The following is a 17,858-nucleotide window of genomic DNA, read 5'->3' as shown; positions in this document are numbered from 1 at the left end:
AAAGCCCTATAGGAACCGCCAAACTCTATGGAAAAAGTTCCGCTCGCTCAACAAACTCATTAAAACGCTCTTAAGGATTTTAAAAAAGTAGTTTTATCAAAAATTTAGCGGGTTTAGATTAAAATAACGCTTTATTTTAACTCTCAAAAAAGGAACCAAACGCGCTTATTATGGCTAAAGAAACGCCCCCAACAACCCCGGATCTTTTGAAAAGCCCTTATCAAAAAATCATCAATGCGAGCGTAAGCGTTTTTGATGAAACTCATGGGCGATCGTTTTTTAGCCCGCAATTTTATGAAAAGATTGAACCTTATTTAAAAGAAGTTTTAACCCATCCCATTGGTTTAGAATGCGATCTCAACACCGCTAAAAAAACGAACCGCTTAACCCCTTTAAAACAGCTTTTTAAGGCGTGTTTTGACACTGAAGAGGTTTTGATTGTGAATAACAACACTAGCGCGATTTTTCTCATCGCTAACGCTTTAGCGCAACAAAAAGAAATCGTTGTTTCTTATGGCGAATTAGTGGGGGGGGATTTTAACCTTAAAGATATTTTATTGAGTAGTGGGGCTAGGCTGCATTTAGTGGGGAATACCAATCGCGCTTATTTAAGGGATTACCGCTTAGCCTTGAATGAAAACAGCAAAATGCTATTCAAAACCCACAACCCCACTTTTCAAAAAGACACGCCTTTTAAAGATTTGCAAGCCCTAGCTAAAGAGCATGGTTTGATAGATTATTACAATTTAGGGGATGTGGATTTGTTAAATAGAACGGCTTTGGAAGAGGTTTTAGCCTTAAAACCATCGCTTTTAAGCTTTAGCGCGGACAAATCCTTTAATGGTACGCAAGCGGGCATTATTATGGGCAAAAAAGAATGGGTTGGAATGTTAAAAAACCACCCCCTTTATAGAGCCTTGAGGGTGGGTAAAATCACCCTCACCTTGCTTTTTTGCAGCCTAAACGCATGGGTCAATCATCAAGAAGAAATCACAATCCATGCGCTACTAAACCAAACTAAAGACGCCTTATTGCAAAAAGCCTTGAAACTCTACGCTCTTTTAAAGCCTTTAGAATTGAATGTGAGCATAGCCTCTAGCTTTTCTAAAATAGGGAATTTGTTTGGTAGGGAATTAGAATCCTTTTGCGTGAAAATCCAGCCCAAAAACACCCGTGCTTTAAATGGTGAGAAACTTTATTTAAGGCTTTTTCAAAAAGGCGTTATTACAAGAATTTCATGCGAATTTGTGTGCTTTGAAGTCTTTAGCTTGAATAAAGAAGATTTGGAAAAAATCGCTCTGGTTTTAAAAGAAATCCTTAACAAGGCTTAAAAATTCGCTATAATAAAATTTCTTTTAAACGCGCCACTCCCCCACAATAGAGAATGACAAAAAACGATAGAACATCAATTTAAAGGAACTTAAGAATGGAAAAAATCAGCGACCTTATAGAATGCATTGCGTATGAAAAAAATTTGCCTAAAGAGATGATTTCAAAAGTGATTCAAGGCTGTTTGTTAAAAATGGCGCAAAACGAATTGGACCCCCTAGCGCGTTACTCGGTAATTGAAGAAAACAAGCAACTCCAGCTTATTCAGTTGGTAGAAGTTTTAGAAGACGATGATGAAAGGTTGGTTAACGATCCTTCTAAATACATCAGCCTGTCTAAAGCCAAAGAAATGGATCCAAGCGTTAAGATTAAAGACGAATTGTCTTACAGCTTGAGTTTGGAGAGCATGAAACAAGGAGCGATCAACCGCCTTTTTAAAGATTTGCAATACCAGCTAGAAAAAGCGTTAGAAGACAGCCACTTTGAAGCGTTCCAAAAGCGCCTTAACAGCGTTTTAATGGGGCAAGTGATTTTAGTGGATAAAAATCAAAACACTTTTATTGAAATCGAGCAGCAATTTCAGGGCGTTCTTTCCATGCGCCATCGCATCAAGGGCGAGAGTTTTAAAATAGGCGATAGCATCAAGGCGGTTTTAACGCAAGTCAAACGCACGAAAAAAGGCTTACTATTAGAACTGAGCCGCACCACCCCTAAAATGCTTGAAGCTTTGTTGGAATTAGAAGTCCCTGAAATTAAAGATAAAGAAATTGAAATCATCCATTGCACGCGAATCCCAGGCAACAGAGCGAAAGTGAGCTTTTTTTCCCATAACGCTAGGATTGATCCCATAGGCGCGGCGGTGGGGGTTAAGGGCGTGCGCATTAATGCGATAAGCAACGAATTGAATAAAGAAAACATTGATTGCATAGAGTATTCTAATGTGCCTGAAATTTATATCACTTTAGCGCTCGCTCCAGCCAAAATTTTAAGCGTTGAAATTAAAAAAATCCCTATAGAAGAATTGAATGCTGAAGAAAAAGAATCCGTTCAAGAGCGTTTCATTGTCAACAACCATTTGCAAAAGGCTAAAGTGCGTTTATTGGACATTGAAAAATCTAAGGCTATCGGTAAAGGCGGGGTGAATGTGTGCCTAGCGTCCATGCTTACAGGCTATCACATAGAGTTTGAAACCATTCCTAGCGTGAAAGAAAACGCAGAAAATGAAAGCGAAAAAGAAACGCAAAAAGTAGGGGTAGAAGCTTTAGAGTCTTTGTTTAAGAATTGAAATGATTTCTGTGAAACTTATTGAGTTCTTAATCAAAAGGACTTTAAGAAAATACTATGCAAGATTTACAAGATTTTAAAAATGATATTACGCTCATTCTATCCAAAGACAGATTAGATACTTATGACAGCCTAGAGCAATACAAAGAAAATTTAAAACTCATTGCTTCTATCACGCCTAAAATTTCTAATTTAGAGATTTATTTACGCAACGCTTTAGATCATTGTTTAACAATCCTTTTAACACAAGAGCCGTTTTTTATTTAATTCTTCCACTAACATTACCCTCTTTTTGAAAGTTTTCCTGTTGCCAATATACAGATTCAAAAGCAATTCTATGGTATTTTTTACACCGAATTTTTAAGGCGTTTGTTTTAAGCATCACGATCCCTACTATTTATGGTTTTAGTCCAAAACCATGCGGTAGAAAAAGCTTTTTTAATCTTTAAATCGCATTTGATTGTTCTTGCTTGTTTTTATAGGGTTAGGATAAAATAACGATTACCCCCTAGTTTTTTTGCTAGAGATTAGGGGGTAAATCACCTTCAAAGGATTACTATGTCCAAAAAACATGGTAAAAAGCCTTTGGTTGTATTATACTTAAAAATACCTTTTTTTAAGTATAGGGTTAAAATCGTTGTTAAAAAAACCCATTAAAACCAAAGGTTTCCCCTATTTAAGGGGTTTCCTTTAAGGTGAATCGTTTTTATTTCTTGTGAAGTTTTTTAATATGATTTTAAATTAGTGGTTTGTAGCTGTTATAAAAATCGTTTTTGTAAGATTAGGATAAAATAACGCTCACCCCCTAGTTTTTATTTTGCTAGAGATTAGGGGGTAAAATCCACTTTTAGGAGCTTACTATGAAAAATCATCGTAGTAAACACTCTTCTTAGAGAATTATACCTAAAAATCAGTTTTTTGGGTTTAAAGTTTGATTTAGTGATCAAACGCTAATTCTTAAAAAGAGTTGCCCCCTAAATTAGGGGGTTATCCTTAAGTGGAAATCAGCTTTTCATTGCCCGTCTTCAATAATTTTAATCTCTTCATCGGTGAGGTGGTAGAGCTGATAGACTAAGGCGTCAATTTCTTTTTCTAATTCTTGAGTGTTGGCTTTAGGGTCTTTTTCTTTTAATTTTAAGATCCGCTCCGCGCAATCGGTGATTTTATCGGCTAATTCTTGGTTTTTGGTGGTGATTTTAGGAATGGGTATTTTTTCTAAATTATTTGTTTTTAACTCGCCCTCAATACCCCCTCCCATATAAAACTTACGCATAGCAAAATAAATGCATTTAGAGTTTAGTAAAGCTGTAAGGTATTTTATTTCTGTCTTATCGCCTGTAATAATATTTGCAGGTGCTGGAGCATAAAATCCTTTTTCTTCATAAACAAAACAAGGCTCTTTAGCCATAATACAAGGATACACAATTTTCTCTTTTTCAAAATCTTGATAATAGCTTGCCGCCCATCTTTGCAAGCAATACCATTCATATCTCTTTCCGGTTTCATCTTTATTGCGTTTTAAAAGTTTATCTTTATGTGAAAGCAAGTGAGCATAGATAATAGGATAATGGATAGAAAAATCTTGTTCATTTTCTTCCATGTTTTTTGGGTTATTAGTATTTGGAAAATGCCAAGGTATAAAAATAACCCACAAATGCGCCCACTCATAAGAATACCTTTTAATGTCTTTCCCTCTTAAAATAGGTTTGATAAGCCCCTCTGTGCACTCCCTTTCTTCTTGCGTCTTGCAAGCGTTTAAGATTGCGTCTCTTTTTTCAGTGGGAATGATAAAGGCTTCGTTACAGCCGGTTTTTATCCCGTAATTGATTTGAATACCCCAGTCTTTAAGCGGGGTGCCGATGCTCTCTATTTTGTCCCTCAAATCCAAAAGCGTGGCGTTGGCAAAAATAAAGCTTTCTGTTGAAAGCGCGTTTTGTTTCATGGGGATGTGGGGGGTGTTTTTCAAATTTTCCTTATCGTTTGGGGTGGGTTCGTAATATTTAAAATCGCTCTCTTTAGGGGGCGTTTGTTTGATGAAATGAATGATGCTGGTATCCACTGCAGCGCTTTCAAAGACTTTTAAGGCGTTTAGTTCCATGTAGCTGACGATGGTGGTTTTTTTGAGCAGCCATTCTCTCAATTTGGCGCCGTATTTGGCGCGCGCGTATTTGTTGGAAGTGATGAAAGTGCTAAACCCCTTTTCTTTTAAAAGGTGGAAAGATAGGGCAAAAAAGTAGGTGTAAATGTCAGCGGTGCTGTTATAGAAATCGTGGTATTGCTTTTCTAATAAAGGCTTTAAGTCTTTGATGTGTTCTTGGCGGATATAAGGCGGGTTGCCTATGATGCAATCAAAGCCTAAAAAATTCCCCTCATCGTCTAGCACTTCAGGGAATTCAAAGCGCCATTCAAGAGAATTATTGAAATTATAGATCATGTTATAAGTTTGTTTGAGTTTTAGAAAATATTGATAAGCTTGTTGTTGGATTTCTTCATTATCACTAATATTCTCATGCTTTGGAAAAGGATTTTCTGAAATAAATGCTCCTAAATCGGCATCATCTTTTGCAAAATAGTTTCCATAAAGCTTCCTATATTCCTCGCATTGTGTTACAAAAGCCTTAATCTCTTTTTTGTATTTGTCGTTAAGGCAAAAATTTTGAAAAGTTTTCAATAAGTCCTTAATTTGATTGCTTAGTCTTGTCTTATCATCAAAAAGTCCTTCTTTGTAATTTTTTACTAATTTTTTATATTGCTGAGTTTTTTCCTTGATATTAGGATAATGCGTTAGGCTTTGTTTGAAATCAAACCTAGAAATGAGCGAATTACCGCACTTAATGTTAATATCAATGTTGGGGAGGGTTTCAAGCGCATTAGTGTTCTTGCCCTTTTCAAAAATATAATAGCTGTATTTTAAAAGCTCTATCCATAGCCTGAGCTTGGTGATTTCGCAAGAATTGGGGTTAATATCCACGCCAAAAAGGCAGTTTTCAATGATGTCTTTTTTAAGATTAAAAAGTTCTTTTTGGATTTGGTGGTGGGGGTCGTTTTCGCTATGCGGTTTTTTGTAGTTAAAGACTTCACCCGTTGGCGTGTGAATGATGATTTCATCGTTTTCTAATCTAAGCTCGTGGCGATACAAGGAAGCAATAAGCCCCAGTTTATAAGCGATCCACACCATTTCATTGAGTGCTGAAACCAAGAAATGCCCACTCCCCACCGCCGGATCGCAAACGCGTAAGGTTAAAAGCGTGTTTAGGTATTCTTTGCGTTTATCCTCTTTATAGCTATTTTTGAGGTAATTTTTTAATTCTTTTAATTTTTCACATTCTATATTATATTTTTGATTGAATTTATCCAACACAATCGGCGTGATACTCTCTTTACACATGTAGCTTGTAATAAAGCTTGGGGTATAAAAACTCCCCTCTTTATAGCCGTTGAGTTTTTCAAAAACAAGCCCTAAAACGCTAGGGTTAATCAAACAGCTTTCGCTAGTATCGGTATTATCTTTAATGTCTTTAGGGGTGGTGGTGAATTTATAAAGGCGCAAAAATTTAAAAAAGTATTCCAGCAATGGCAAAGCTTTTTCTTTTTGGTAGTCTTTATCTTTTTTGAGAACGGATTTAGGATAAATCTCTAAAGGCTCGTTATTGAGTAATTTGATTTCATACCCCTTTGATTCTAAAGGCGTTTTATCAAACAAACTGGAATTCAAATAAGGGATTTTTCTTAAAATCTTGTCTTCTTTAATTTCTGGTAAACGCTCGTTATTTTTCTTGGCTAGGACTTCAAAAAAGAGGGTATTTAGATCGTTGAAATCTTTAAAGTTTTCTGTGGTTAAAAAAGATTTTTCAAAATGGTTAAAAGAAATTAAAAGGCTTTCTAAAAGCCGTAAAAACAAGATGCGGTTATTCCAAGCGATGAGCAACGCCATGACTTCTTCATCGTCTAAATTTTTGTATTTCTTTTTTAAAGCATCGCTTAGGGAGTTTTGGGTGCGGCTGGGCTTGATTAAAATTTTCCCTTTATCATTTTGCTCTTCTAACCCTAAAATGTAAAGCAATTCTTCATAAAAATCTTTGTTAAGCGTGTTAGCGTCAAGGGTTTTCTTTTGTTTTAAAAGGACTTCTTGGCTTAAAACTTGATAAATCAAAGGGAGTTCTTTAGGATCATAGTTGCTCAAATTAAAGTGAGTGTAGCGGAGTTCGCCTTTAAAATCCTTTTTTAAATATTCCTCTAAATCGCTGTAGAATCTTTTGGTGCTAGAGTCTGTGCCTTCTTTTTTAGCGCAATCTTTATGGAGTTTTTTGATGCGTTTATCTTCTTTTAAAAAGAGCAAATCCTTACAATCAAAGAGAAAAAATTCATGTGCATTGCAAATAATGGTGTGTTTTAGGGAATTGTTTTTTTCTTTTTCTCTCTCTTCTAAAAAATACAAAACCATTTGACAAAAGGCCTTACTGAGTGGGTTTTCTTTGTTTTTAGGGAATTCTGTCTTTTTATTTAGAGCTTTGACTTCAATAAGCACTTGGACTTCCCCATCCACATAGATCGCGCTATCCACTTTTTCATAGGTATTGCAGTCATAGCCATAGGTATTTTTTAAAAACTTATTGATTTCATTTTTTTGAAATTCTTCATCATCTTGTCTTGGCGCGTTTTCTAATAAGCTGTTTATTTCTTTTTCAAAATTTTCTATAGTTTCTTTTGTGGGTGTTGGAGGATTGTATTTTTTAATGAAATCCTTGAGTGGGATACGAGTGAAACAAATCATAAAACGCCTTTGAAATGGGATGAAAACGATTATAACAAAAGTGGTATGAATTTTAAATAAAACGCTTTTCTTTGAAATTGTTCCATGTGAAACATTAGAGATTGATCTTATTAGCTCTAATCTTTACGATTTAAAATTTCATTGATCAACGCGCTTAATTGATCTTTTTTCATTTTGGTTTTGTATTCAATATTCACGCCTTGCTTTTTTAAAGCTTCAAAAAATTTCTTAGCGGTTGAAATTTTCCGCTCTTCTTCAGGGCGTAATTCGCTTTTTTTATCAACCCCCTTAGTTTCCACCACTAACAACACTTTTTTATCGTTGTTTTCAACCACATACCCAAAATCAGGGCTATAAGTTTGATTCAACCCTATTGGGATTTTAACCCTAGGGAGCTTGCCAAAAACAATGATTTTAGTGTCGTTAGATTCTTCAATCGTGTCTTTTTCAATCTTGCTATCCACTTGCATGAAATTTTCATACAAGCATTTTTCTTGGGCGCTTGCATTTCTAATTTCATATTTATCCACCCCCAAACTCCCGTCTAAAAATTCTCTAATTTCTCCTTTTTCATCATAAAACGCATCGTTTTTTCTGTTTTTAATCGTCGTTTCGCGCATTTGATAGGAAATTTTATCTTTAATATTTTGATAAATGATTTCCAAAAACAGCTCTTCTAACCGCCTTAAGCCCTCTTGTTCGTTTTTTTTAATTTCATTAAACTTGTTTTCATCAATGTTTTCCAACACTTTAGCCACGCTTTTAAAACTCAATTTCACCTTATTAGACAAGGCACTGATAAATTCATGCAAGCTCCACACGCATGCGCTTTCTCGCTCAAAAATCTCTGTTGTGGCGTTATTTCCCATAGTTTCTACTTTTTTATGCGTCGTAACCGAAACGATTTTTGAACTGACCTTAAAAGAAGCATTGATTTTTTTGACAATCTCATCAATCAAGCTCTCGCTATCAATGGCATAAGCGATCCGGGCTTGATGGTTCAAACCCGCCCATAAGGTTTCAAATTTTTTAAAATTTTCTTTATTGATTTTGATTTTTTCAGTTTTTCGCTCGTTTTTGTTCCTCACTCTAGAATTACCAATCAAGCGATCTTCTAAAAAATCTTTTAATTTTTCAAGATCCAAGTATGTTTCATTTTTTAAATTTTCTAGTTCCGGCTCTTTTTTTAAAAATTCGTTTTGATTGAGGGTGAGTTTAAAGTTTTCATCATCTGTTTTTTCTCCAAAACCCAAACCCTCTAACTTTTCAAATAAAACCCCGTAATACCCTTTTTTAACCATGCCGCTTTTTTCTAACTCTCCCCCACTAAACGCTTGTTTGATCAAGCTGTGTTCGCTTATCTCTTGCTGGATCGCTCCCACAAAATCCCCCTCAACTTGCGGCACGATCACGACTAATTCATTGACAAAATCAAAATCAGAATGCTCTTTAGTGATGCGTTCGCCCTTATCATTCACAGCGAGCCTTAGCCCCCTACCAATTTGTTGCAATTTAGTGATATTAGAAGAGCTAGGGGCTAATTTGCAAATCGTCATCACATTAGGGTTATCCCACCCCTCTTGCAACGCCCATTGCGAAAAAATAAACCTGAGATCGGAATCAAAACTCAGTAATTTTTCTTTTTCTTTTAAAATGAGTTCGATCGTTTTAGTTTCATCGCCCTCTTTCTTGCTTTTAGCAAAATACCCTCCATGCACTTTGTAAATAGCGTCTTTAGTACGCTCTAAATACGCTCTATAATTTTCATCTAAAGGCTTTTTTAAGACTTTTTCAAGCTCTTGTTGGTAAAGTTTTTCAAATAAAAGGGCTAATTTGGCCGGCTTTTCATTCTCGCTTAAATAGCTATTCACCCCGCTAATAAACACCATGCACAAGGCTTTAATCCCCTTTTTAAAAAGCCCTTCTTCTCTTTCAAAATGGCTTTTTATCGCTTCTTTCAGCATCACTTCTTGCTCACCCTCTAAAAGATGGGAAAAAGGCTCTTTTTGATCCAGTAACAAATTAAAGCCATTGAGAAAACGAACCTCAGTTTTAGTGATATTTTCTACAATGTAATCTTCTAAAGCGCTGATTTGAGTTAGCGCGCCTAAATTATCGTGCTTTTTGACCTTGACGCTTTGAGTTTTATTTTCTAAATTCGTGTAGTTAATTGCAGCTTCATAGTCGTTTTGTGTCTTTACAACCCCCTTAAGCTCTAAAAAATACTCGTTACTCTCCCCCACAGACGCCACGCTGATGCTTTTCACTAGGGCGCAATCAAACGCTTTTTTGCTGTCTAGTGCGTAAATCAAATTATTATAATCATCTTTAAAAGTCGCCCCAAACCTGAGCGTGATTAAAGCGTTTAATTGTTCCAAATATTTTTTTGTTTTATCGCCTAAAAATCGGTGCGGTTCGTCCATGATGACGATAGGGCGCATACTCGCTAAAGCTTGCATGTAACTTTTTGCGCCATTGAATAGATTCGTATTTTCTAAGCATGATTGATTGATAAGGTTATCTTTTTTATTAAAGGCGGAAAAAGTCATCACCAACACACAGCATTTGTGGTTGCTCGCTAGAATAAACCTTTCTACATCTTCATAGCTTTCTAAATGCGTGTTAGAATACTCGCTTTTAAAAAATTCTCTGGTGATTTCAATACTCTTTAAAACCCCTAATTTAATGGCGTTGCTTGGCACTAAAACGATAAATTTTGACAAATGGTAGTTTTGGTGCAAAGAATAAACGCATTCCAAAAAGCAAAAGGTCTTCCCGGTGCCTGTTTCCATTAAAATATCGCAGTTTAACGACTTGTCAATCCCCACGCTTCCCTGGGTTATTTTTTGTTTCGATCGTAAATTCTCAATATTTTCTAATAAAACATCTTTGATCGCTTCTGTTTCAAAAACAGGGTTAGCAATCCTTTGAGCGTCATTTTCTGGCTCTTTTAAATAGATCCCCTTAAACACCCCTAAAATTTGGTCCCGGCATTGCTCCTGATAATCCAATCGTTTGAATTTGATTTTCACCTCTACCCCCTAATCTTTAAATCGCCGCTCTCTAATTTCAAATCAAACAAATTACTGCCCAACTCCAAACACAGCCTGTCGTTACTGATAGCGGGCATATACATGCTGATTTTTTCCACCCCTTTATCTTTCAAGTTTTCTAAAACCTCACTCATTTCCATATCCCCCACAATGAAAGCCGTATTTAAAGCCAGATACAAGGCGTTTTCAATCAAGCAAATTATAGGGGTGGTTAGCTCCAAACCCTCGCAGCCTAAAAGCTTGATTAAAATCGTTTGGGTTTCCATTCTATCAAGGTTAGAATAAGCGAACAAATCCTTTTGATGGGCTTGACTGAGATTTTTATCGTTAGCATGCGTTTCATCATCAATGATTTCAAACGCTCTAAACCCCACATCTAAATTGGGGCAAGCTTCTTGGATTTTAGCCCCCGCTCTTTTAATCCTTTCTTCGGTGATGTCAAAAATGCTCGGCGAGGTGGATTTTAAGGTGTTCAAACAAAAATCATGCGCGCTTTTGTTTTTCTTGGGATCAATTTTTTCATCTAATTGGACGAGAATGAAGCGCCTTTCTTTAAATGCGGCGTTCAAGCCATTAAATAACCCCCCCCCTCACTTAATTTTTGATAATCGCTCTTATTACTCTCTAACACGGCATGCGCGGTCGTCCCACTCCCGGCGAAAAAATCTAAGATGAGATCGCCTTTTTCAGTAGTTTGATCTATGAGAAAACTTATCAATTCAACAGGTTTAGAATAATCAAAAATATTCTTAACATTAAAAATTGATTGCAATTTTTTATTTGACATATCATTAGAGTATTTATTATCTAAAAATTCTATACTTGAAATATTTTTAGTGCGGTTAAAATATTCTATTTTATAAGGCTTGCTATCAGATATTTTAGCCTTTGTGTAAGTTTTTGTATAAATTCTATTATTTTTAACTTCTATAAAACCATTAGCTAATCCAAAATCAAATTTTGCTTTGCTCCAACGCCAAACCCAATCAATCGTTCCAAAATTACCTTTTTGTCTTTCAGTATAAGTTTCCAATCCGCCAGCATAAAACTTTTCATTACCAATTACAATTTCATAATCCATTTTTTTATTATATTGAAGTGAATTGTAATCCAAATTTTGATTTAATTTATACCCACCTCTTTCATTGTAAAATTCATCTTTTAAAGAGTAATCGTTTTCATCAATATCAATCTGTTTAAAATTGATACTATTCTTTTGATAACACAAAACATAATCATGATTTTTAGCGATTTGATTAGTGGATTTTCCTGCTTTCTTTGTTAATCTTGGCATTTCAGCCACAAAATTCCCCTCCCCAAAAATTTCATCGCATAAAAGTTTGAGCTGGGCGGCTTCGTTATCGTCAATGCTGATGAAAATCACGCCGTCTTGTTTGAGCAAATCTCTAGCGAGCAACAATCTAGGATACATGAAACTAAGCCACCCGCTATGGCATTTTGACCCAAAAAGATTCTTGATATAATCCAGCTTTTCTTTAGAATAATCCAATGTTTTTAAAACCTCTTCATTGGATTGCGAGAAATCATCGCCATAGATAAAATTGTCGTTTTTCGTGTTGTAAGGGGGGTCAATGTAGATCATTTTGATTTTTTCACTATAGCTTTGTTTTAAGATTTTGAGAGCGTCTAAATTATCGCCCTTGATGAGAATGTGCTTGCTCGTGGATTCATTTAAGGGCTTTAAAATCTTATGATTTTTCTTAAAAGCTTGATTTAAGGCGATTTTCTTACCCACAAAATCCAACCCATAGCCCTCTTCTTTTATCCCGCTAAAATCCCCTAGTAACGCTTTTAATCTTCCCACATCCAGCGTGAGTTGGTTGTCATTTTCTATACTCAAGCAACCGGGAAAATAACGATTGAAAACCTCTAAATTTTTTTCATTAACGCTTTTTTCTTGATCCATTTCTTTATTTTGCATTTCTATCCTTTTTTAAATGATTTAAATTACCCAATTCCGCCTTAATTTTCAATTTTCAAATGTTCCTTGTGAAACGCTAGCGTTTTTTAAAAAATCTTGTTTCACTTCAGCGATAATGTTTTCATCTCTGGCTAAGTCAATGTATTCAAAACTATTCCCGCTCTGCTCCCCCCCTTGTAGTAAATCCCCGCTTTTTCTGTATTGTAAATCCAATTCAGCGATTTTAAAGCCGTCCAATTCATCAGCAAACTTTTCCAATCGTTCGTTTTCTTCTTGGATCGTGCATAAAAAACAATAGCCTTTCAAGCCGTTACGAGACACGCGCCCCCTTAACTGGTGTAAAGTCGCTAAGCCTAACCTTTCGGGCGCTAAAATCACCATCACGCTCAATCGTGGTAAAGAAATGCCCACCTCAATGAGCGTGGTCGCTAAAAGAATGCTCCCTAACTCTCTAAATTCTTCAATCACTTCTTCTTTATTTTTATCTTGCCCTGAAGTGGTATAAACGTTTTTAAAGCGTTTTTGCCAAAAACTCGCCCCCTCACTGAGCGATAAATACGGGATTTTTTCGCTCTCATTCACCAGCGGATAAACGACAATGACTTGGTGGTTTTTAGCGATTTCTTCGCTGATTTTCTCCATCACTATTTTAAAATCTCTTTTATGCAAGACTAAAGTTTCAATCTCTTTAGGGTAAGGGATTTCTCTAATCATGGTCGTTTTCACAAACACGCTTTTGGCTAGGGCAAGCGTGCGAGGAATGGGGGTAGCGGAAAATTGCAAGGAATGGGGTTTATTACCCTTACTGCTCGCCATTTTTTCTAATTGGTAGCGCTGCTTGGTGCCAAATCGGTGCTGTTCATCAGTGATCACTAAAGCGAATTCATCTAAATCGCGCTTATCAAATAATAAAGCTTGCGTGCCTATGACAACATGCGTAATTTTTTCAAACAAATGATTGGATCGCTTTTTATGGCTCCCGCCGAGCAGTAATTCCACTTCAAAATAAGGGGGTAAAAATTTTAAGGCTTCGTTATAAAGCTGTTTAGCGAGAATGGAAGTGGGCGCCATTAAAAGGGTTTTATTAGGGTAGGCTAATACCATGCTCGCTAAAATCACCATCGTTTTCCCACACCCCACATCGCCTATAATCAAACGCTTGCACGCTATAGAACTGGTGAGATCGTTTTGGATTTCTTTAATGGCGTTTTGTTGATCGCGCGTGAGTTTAAAGGGTAAAGAAGCGATGAAATTATCCAAGCGTTCGCTGTTATTAGGGCATACGATTTTAGCGTTGAATTGCAATTTCTTACGATCTAAATTTTTCATATAAAAAAGCATTTCAATGTATTTTAATGCATTTAAATGTTGCGAAGGGAAATTTTTATTCGTTTCAAAATCCTTGACAAAATGTGGCGTGGGGAAAAAGATTTCCAACAATAGATGCGCGATATTTTCTTTAACGCCTTCCTTTTTTAAATTTTCTAATGAAAGGAGTTTTTGTAAATTTTCTTGTATTTTTTTATGGTTTTTAACTTTTTTAAAAATTAAAGAAATTTTGCCAAATTCGGTAAGGATTTTAGGCGTGTTAATGATATAAGCTTGATTAAAAGAGCTTTGCTCTAATTTACCATAAATAAACAAACTCTCGCCGGTTTTAAACTGGCTGTGATGGAACGCGCTGTAATTGAAAAAAACAAGCTCTAAATTTTTGTAAAATCGTTTGGAATAGGCAAAAATCTTTAAAACTTTGGCGTAGTTTCTTTTCTCTAAAATATCCACTTCTAAAACGCCGCTCAAGCCCGTTTCAAAACGCTCTAATAAATTCAAATCTTTATAACCTTTGGGCGTATAAACAAGCAAGACTTCTAAAAGCGATTTCACGTTCAATGTTTTTAATAAGTCATCTGTTTCTTGCAATTTGTTCTTACCCTAGCCAATCCTTAATCGTTTTTATGATAAGATAATCAAATTATACATTGACTTAAGGAAATTTAATTGATGAAATCTAAAATCACTCATTTTATTGCTATCTCTTTTGTTTTAAGCCTGTTGAGCGCATGCAAAGACGAGCCTAAAAAATCGTCCCAATCGCACCAAAACAACACTAAAACCACTCAAAACAATCCAATCAATCAAGCGAATAAGGATATAAAAAAGATTGAGCATGAAGAAGAAGATGAAAAAGCCACTAAAGAGGTGAATGATCTGATCAATAACGAAAATAAAATTGATGAAATCAATAATGAAGAAAACGCTGATCCTTCGCAAAAAAGAACGAACAATGTTTTGCAACGAGCCACTAACCACCAAGACAATCTTAACTCCCCGCTCAACAGGAAGTATTAAAGTGTGAAATTTTTTTCAAAGGATTTATTTAAAAAAGTAACCCCTTTATTTTTAAGCGTTTGTTTTTTAAGCCCTACCCTTACGCAAGCCAAAAGCCGTTTTTATGTGGCTTCTCAATACCAGGTAGGGAAAATGATCATGAAAAAATACAACGATCTCAAACGCACGATTGAAGGGGCGAGCTTTTCTTTAGGCTGGGAGATTAACCCCACTAACTACTGGTTTTATTCGCGCTATTATTTTTTTATGGATTATGGGAATGTCATTCTCAATAAAAGAACGGGTGCTCAAGCGAACATGTTCACTTACGGCTTTGGAGGGGATTTGATCGTAGAATACAATAAGAACCCCTTGTATGTATTTTCTCTTTTTTATGGCATGCAAGTTGCTGAAAACACATGGACGATTTCCAAACACAGCGCGAATTTCATCATTGACGATTGGCGCAGCATTCAAGGGTTTTCGCTCAAAACTTCCAATTTTAGGATGCTAGGTTTAGTGGGGTTTAAATTCCAAACCGTGCTATTCCACCATGACGCTAGTATTGAAGTGGGAGTCAAATGGCCTTTTGCTTTTGAATACGACTCACCCTTTGTAAGGCTTTTTTCCGTCTTTATTTCGCACACTTTCTACCTTTAAACTAATTCCAACCCCACCGGACAATGATCACTCCCTAAAATATCTTTATAGATTAAAGCGTCTTTTAAGCGTGTTTTTAAAGGATTAGAGCATAGAAAATAATCAATGCGCCAACCAATGTTTTTGTCCCTTGCTTGTTGCATGTAACTCCACCAGGTATAAGCCTTTTCTTTGTTGGGGTAAAAATAACGGAAAGTGTCAATAAAACCAGCGTTCAAAAGCTCGCTGAATTTTTCCCTCTCTTCATCGCTAAAGCCGGCATTTTTTCGGTTGGTTTTGGGGTTTTCTAAATCAATTTCATTGTGGGCCACATTCAAATCCCCGCATACAATGACCGGTTTTTTCAATTCTAAAGCTTTTAAAAATTTTCTGAATTCCACTTCCCAACTCATGCGATAACTAAGCCTAGATAGGGCTTGTTGGGAATTAGGGGTATAAACATTCACTAAATAAAACGACTCAAATTCGCAAGTTACCACGCGCCCCTCTTTGTCATGCTCTTCCATATCAATGCCATAGCTCACGCTTAAAGGCTCTTTTTTAGTGAAAGTTACCACCCCAGAATAGCCCTTTTTAATCGCGCAATTCCAAAAATCAAAATACCCTTTAAATTCAAAGGTGTTTTGTTCTTGTTGCATTTTAGATTCTTGAATGCAAAAAACATCTGCATCAACGCTATTAAAAAAATCCATAAAGCCCTTAGTCATGCAAGCTCTTAACCCGTTCACATTCCATGAAATCAATTTCATTTTAATCCTTGTTTGATTTTGAGTGAATTATATCTTTTTAGTCATTTTTTTAAAAATTAAGCTTTGTTTTACCTTTTTTATGTAATAATTATCTTTTGCTTGGCTTGATAGCTCAGTCGGTAGAGCAGAAGACTGAAAATCTTCGTGTCGGTGGTTCGATTCCGCCTCAAGCCACCATCTTAAACTTCGTTGAATAAATAATTCCCCTTTTTGACACAAACCACACGAGAGTTTTCGATACTCAAAGGCGTGCTTTTGGCTCGTGGTTGCTCTTCTATTTCTAAAACCATGCACACCCCTTCTTTAAAGCGCACATGGTTTTTAACCCATTCTTTGTATTCACTGCTTTCTTTGACTATATCGTTCAAATAATGCCCCTCATACACTTCCACAAATTCCATGAATTTTTCATTCAAATTCAATTCATTGCGCGTTATTTCGCTTTTTCGTGTGGAAGAATAAGCCAATTCGCTGGTTTCATAAAAAGTTGGCTCTACTTGATCGTCTTGTTTGGGGCGCTCATAAATGGCTTTCACTAATTGCGTGGTGATTTCATACTCACTCTCCCACGCTTGTTTTAAAGGCTCTTCTATTAGATAGCATTGCCTAGTCGTGCCGTCTTTTCTTGCTCTAGCCCTTTTGCATTTTTCTGTAGAGCTTCTGGCTTGAAGAATGGCGAAATTGTTTTTAGCTTCAAAAGTTTGTGGCTCTTCTAAAGGCTCTGTTTTATGAACAGAGATTTTAGTATAGGGGGTAGTGATTTTACCGCTTTTATTTTCAGCGGTGCTGTAATCGCAAGGGGTAATATCTGTCGCAGTCTGTTTGTCTTCATCAACGCGTTTTAAAATGCTTGGGCGATAGGCTTGTAAATTTTCATCATCATAAACCCACTTCCCGCACGCAAATTCTTTAATATTAGCATCTCTAACGGCTTGTTTTTCCACATTGTCCCTATTTTCGTTGCTTTCATTGTTTTCATCAATATCAGCGTTAGGGGTGTTATTAGGGAGCGTTTTTTCAGTGGGTGGCGTTATAAAGAGGTTGTTTTCTTGATCTTCTGAAGAATGTTTTAAAGGGGGTTTAGTGTCGTTTGTTGGCGTTTGAGTTTCGTTAGTAGGACTTATTTTGCTAGGAATTGCTAAAGGCTGTAAAAGGCTGTTTTTAGAGTTTTTAGAGCCTAGTTTGGGCTCTGGGTAAGAAAAGTTTTGAGAAGGTTGTTGCGATGAGCTGGGTTTATTTTGTGGTTTTTGCATGGGTGCATTTAAAGAAAGCATTTGGTGTGCGTGCGCTTCTTTCAATTCTTTTGAAGAAAAAACAATTTGGGTGTTTCTAGGGATAGTAGGGCGGTTAGGGTTTAAGGTCGTTTCTAAAGAAAGTTTTTCATCAAGGGGTTGATAAACAATTGCAGTAGATATGTGAGTGATTGTGAGCGTGAGTTTTTTGTGTGGGGAGATATTATAAATGCCTAAAACTTGTCTTGGTTCTTTAGAATCAAGGACTTTAGCCTTAAAAGTGCCTTTATGCGGGGAAGTTTTGATCTCTTCTAAAAGCTCGATCACAAGGGCTTGAAGAGGGTTAGAGAAAGTCAGAAAGAAAGACAGACAAAGGGTTTTTTTCATGCTTATTCCTTTTTATTTTGGATTTTTGGATTATATCTTAAAAAAAGGTTTAGTAAAAGTTATCAATAAGTTATAGATAGGTAACACTTTAATTAATAATAATTAGTAACAGTAGTAGGG

At 36.1% G+C, this 17,858-nt stretch carries 11 protein-coding genes, 1 tRNA gene and 1 pseudogene; 6 read left to right on the top strand and 7 right to left on the bottom strand.

The window, feature by feature from the left end:
- Positions 1-170: 170 nt before the first annotated feature.
- The 3 genes and pseudogenes from J5F42_RS02050 to J5F42_RS02040 all read left to right on the top strand — a co-directional run.
- Positions 171-1,331: an aminotransferase class V-fold PLP-dependent enzyme gene (locus J5F42_RS02050; RefSeq protein WP_097562682.1), complete on the top strand. Its 1,161-nt coding sequence runs from the start codon at positions 171-173 to the stop codon at positions 1,329-1,331.
- A 95-nt stretch (positions 1,332-1,426) separates the two neighbouring features.
- The gene (nusA, locus tag J5F42_RS02045; protein ID WP_283491468.1) at positions 1,427-2,614 is read left to right on the top strand and encodes a transcription termination factor NusA; all 1,188 of its coding nucleotides are present in this window, start codon (positions 1,427-1,429) and stop codon (positions 2,612-2,614) included.
- A gap of 56 nt (positions 2,615-2,670) precedes the next feature.
- Positions 2,671-2,874: pseudogene (locus J5F42_RS02040) on the top strand (hypothetical protein); the annotation flags it as partial.
- A gap of 751 nt (positions 2,875-3,625) precedes the next feature.
- On the opposite strand, the gene J5F42_RS02035 reads toward J5F42_RS02040, so the two are convergent.
- The 5 genes from J5F42_RS02035 to recG form a co-directional block, all read right to left on the bottom strand.
- Positions 3,626-7,387 (bottom strand): class I SAM-dependent DNA methyltransferase, encoded by a 3,762-nt coding sequence (locus J5F42_RS02035; protein WP_283491467.1) that lies wholly within the window; start codon positions 7,385-7,387, stop codon positions 3,626-3,628.
- A 116-nt stretch (positions 7,388-7,503) separates the two neighbouring features.
- Positions 7,504-10,419 carry a type III restriction-modification system endonuclease gene (locus tag J5F42_RS02030; protein ID WP_283491466.1) on the bottom strand — a complete coding sequence of 972 codons (2,916 nt, stop codon included), beginning with the start codon at positions 10,417-10,419 and terminating at the stop codon, positions 7,504-7,506.
- 2 nt (positions 10,420-10,421) lie between these two features.
- On the bottom strand, positions 10,422-11,009 hold the full coding sequence (locus tag J5F42_RS02025; RefSeq protein ID WP_283491465.1) for a site-specific DNA-methyltransferase: 588 nt from the start codon (positions 11,007-11,009) through the stop codon (positions 10,422-10,424).
- Complete coding sequence (locus tag J5F42_RS02020) at positions 11,006-12,382, bottom strand: site-specific DNA-methyltransferase (protein ID WP_283491464.1); 1,377 nt, start codon at positions 12,380-12,382, stop codon at positions 11,006-11,008. The genes J5F42_RS02025 and J5F42_RS02020 overlap by 4 nt, the downstream gene beginning before the upstream one ends.
- 48 nt (positions 12,383-12,430) lie before the next feature.
- Positions 12,431-14,302, bottom strand: coding sequence for an ATP-dependent DNA helicase RecG (recG, locus tag J5F42_RS02015; RefSeq protein WP_283491463.1), 1,872 nt, complete (start codon positions 14,300-14,302; stop codon positions 12,431-12,433).
- An 81-nt stretch (positions 14,303-14,383) separates the two neighbouring features.
- On the opposite strand from recG, the gene J5F42_RS02010 reads away from it, so the two are divergent.
- Both J5F42_RS02010 and J5F42_RS02005 read left to right on the top strand, forming a co-directional pair.
- The gene (locus J5F42_RS02010) at positions 14,384-14,731 is read left to right on the top strand and encodes a hypothetical protein (RefSeq protein ID WP_000837047.1); all 348 of its coding nucleotides are present in this window, start codon (positions 14,384-14,386) and stop codon (positions 14,729-14,731) included.
- Positions 14,732-14,734: 3 nt separating this feature from the next.
- Positions 14,735-15,370, top strand: coding sequence for an outer membrane protein (locus J5F42_RS02005; RefSeq protein WP_000668039.1), 636 nt, complete (start codon positions 14,735-14,737; stop codon positions 15,368-15,370).
- Here the strand turns inward: J5F42_RS02005 and J5F42_RS02000 are convergent.
- Positions 15,367-16,119 (bottom strand): exodeoxyribonuclease III, encoded by a 753-nt coding sequence (locus tag J5F42_RS02000; RefSeq protein WP_000767534.1) that lies wholly within the window; start codon positions 16,117-16,119, stop codon positions 15,367-15,369. The genes J5F42_RS02005 and J5F42_RS02000 overlap by 4 nt on opposite strands.
- 101 nt (positions 16,120-16,220) lie before the next feature.
- Between J5F42_RS02000 and J5F42_RS01995 the strand changes: the two genes are divergently transcribed.
- Positions 16,221-16,296: transfer RNA gene (locus J5F42_RS01995), tRNA-Phe, on the top strand.
- A gap of 2 nt (positions 16,297-16,298) precedes the next feature.
- Here J5F42_RS01995 and J5F42_RS01990 read toward each other — a convergent pair.
- Positions 16,299-17,738: a competence protein gene (locus J5F42_RS01990; protein ID WP_283491462.1), complete on the bottom strand. Its 1,440-nt coding sequence runs from the start codon at positions 17,736-17,738 to the stop codon at positions 16,299-16,301.
- Positions 17,739-17,858: the final 120 nt, after the last annotated feature.

This window comes from Helicobacter pylori, assembly GCF_030062585.1.
GTDB classification, from domain to species: domain Bacteria; phylum Campylobacterota; class Campylobacteria; order Campylobacterales; family Helicobacteraceae; genus Helicobacter; species Helicobacter pylori_CN.
The sequence above is the reverse complement of the archived record's forward strand: the minus strand, read 5'-3'. Positions and strand labels throughout refer to the sequence as shown.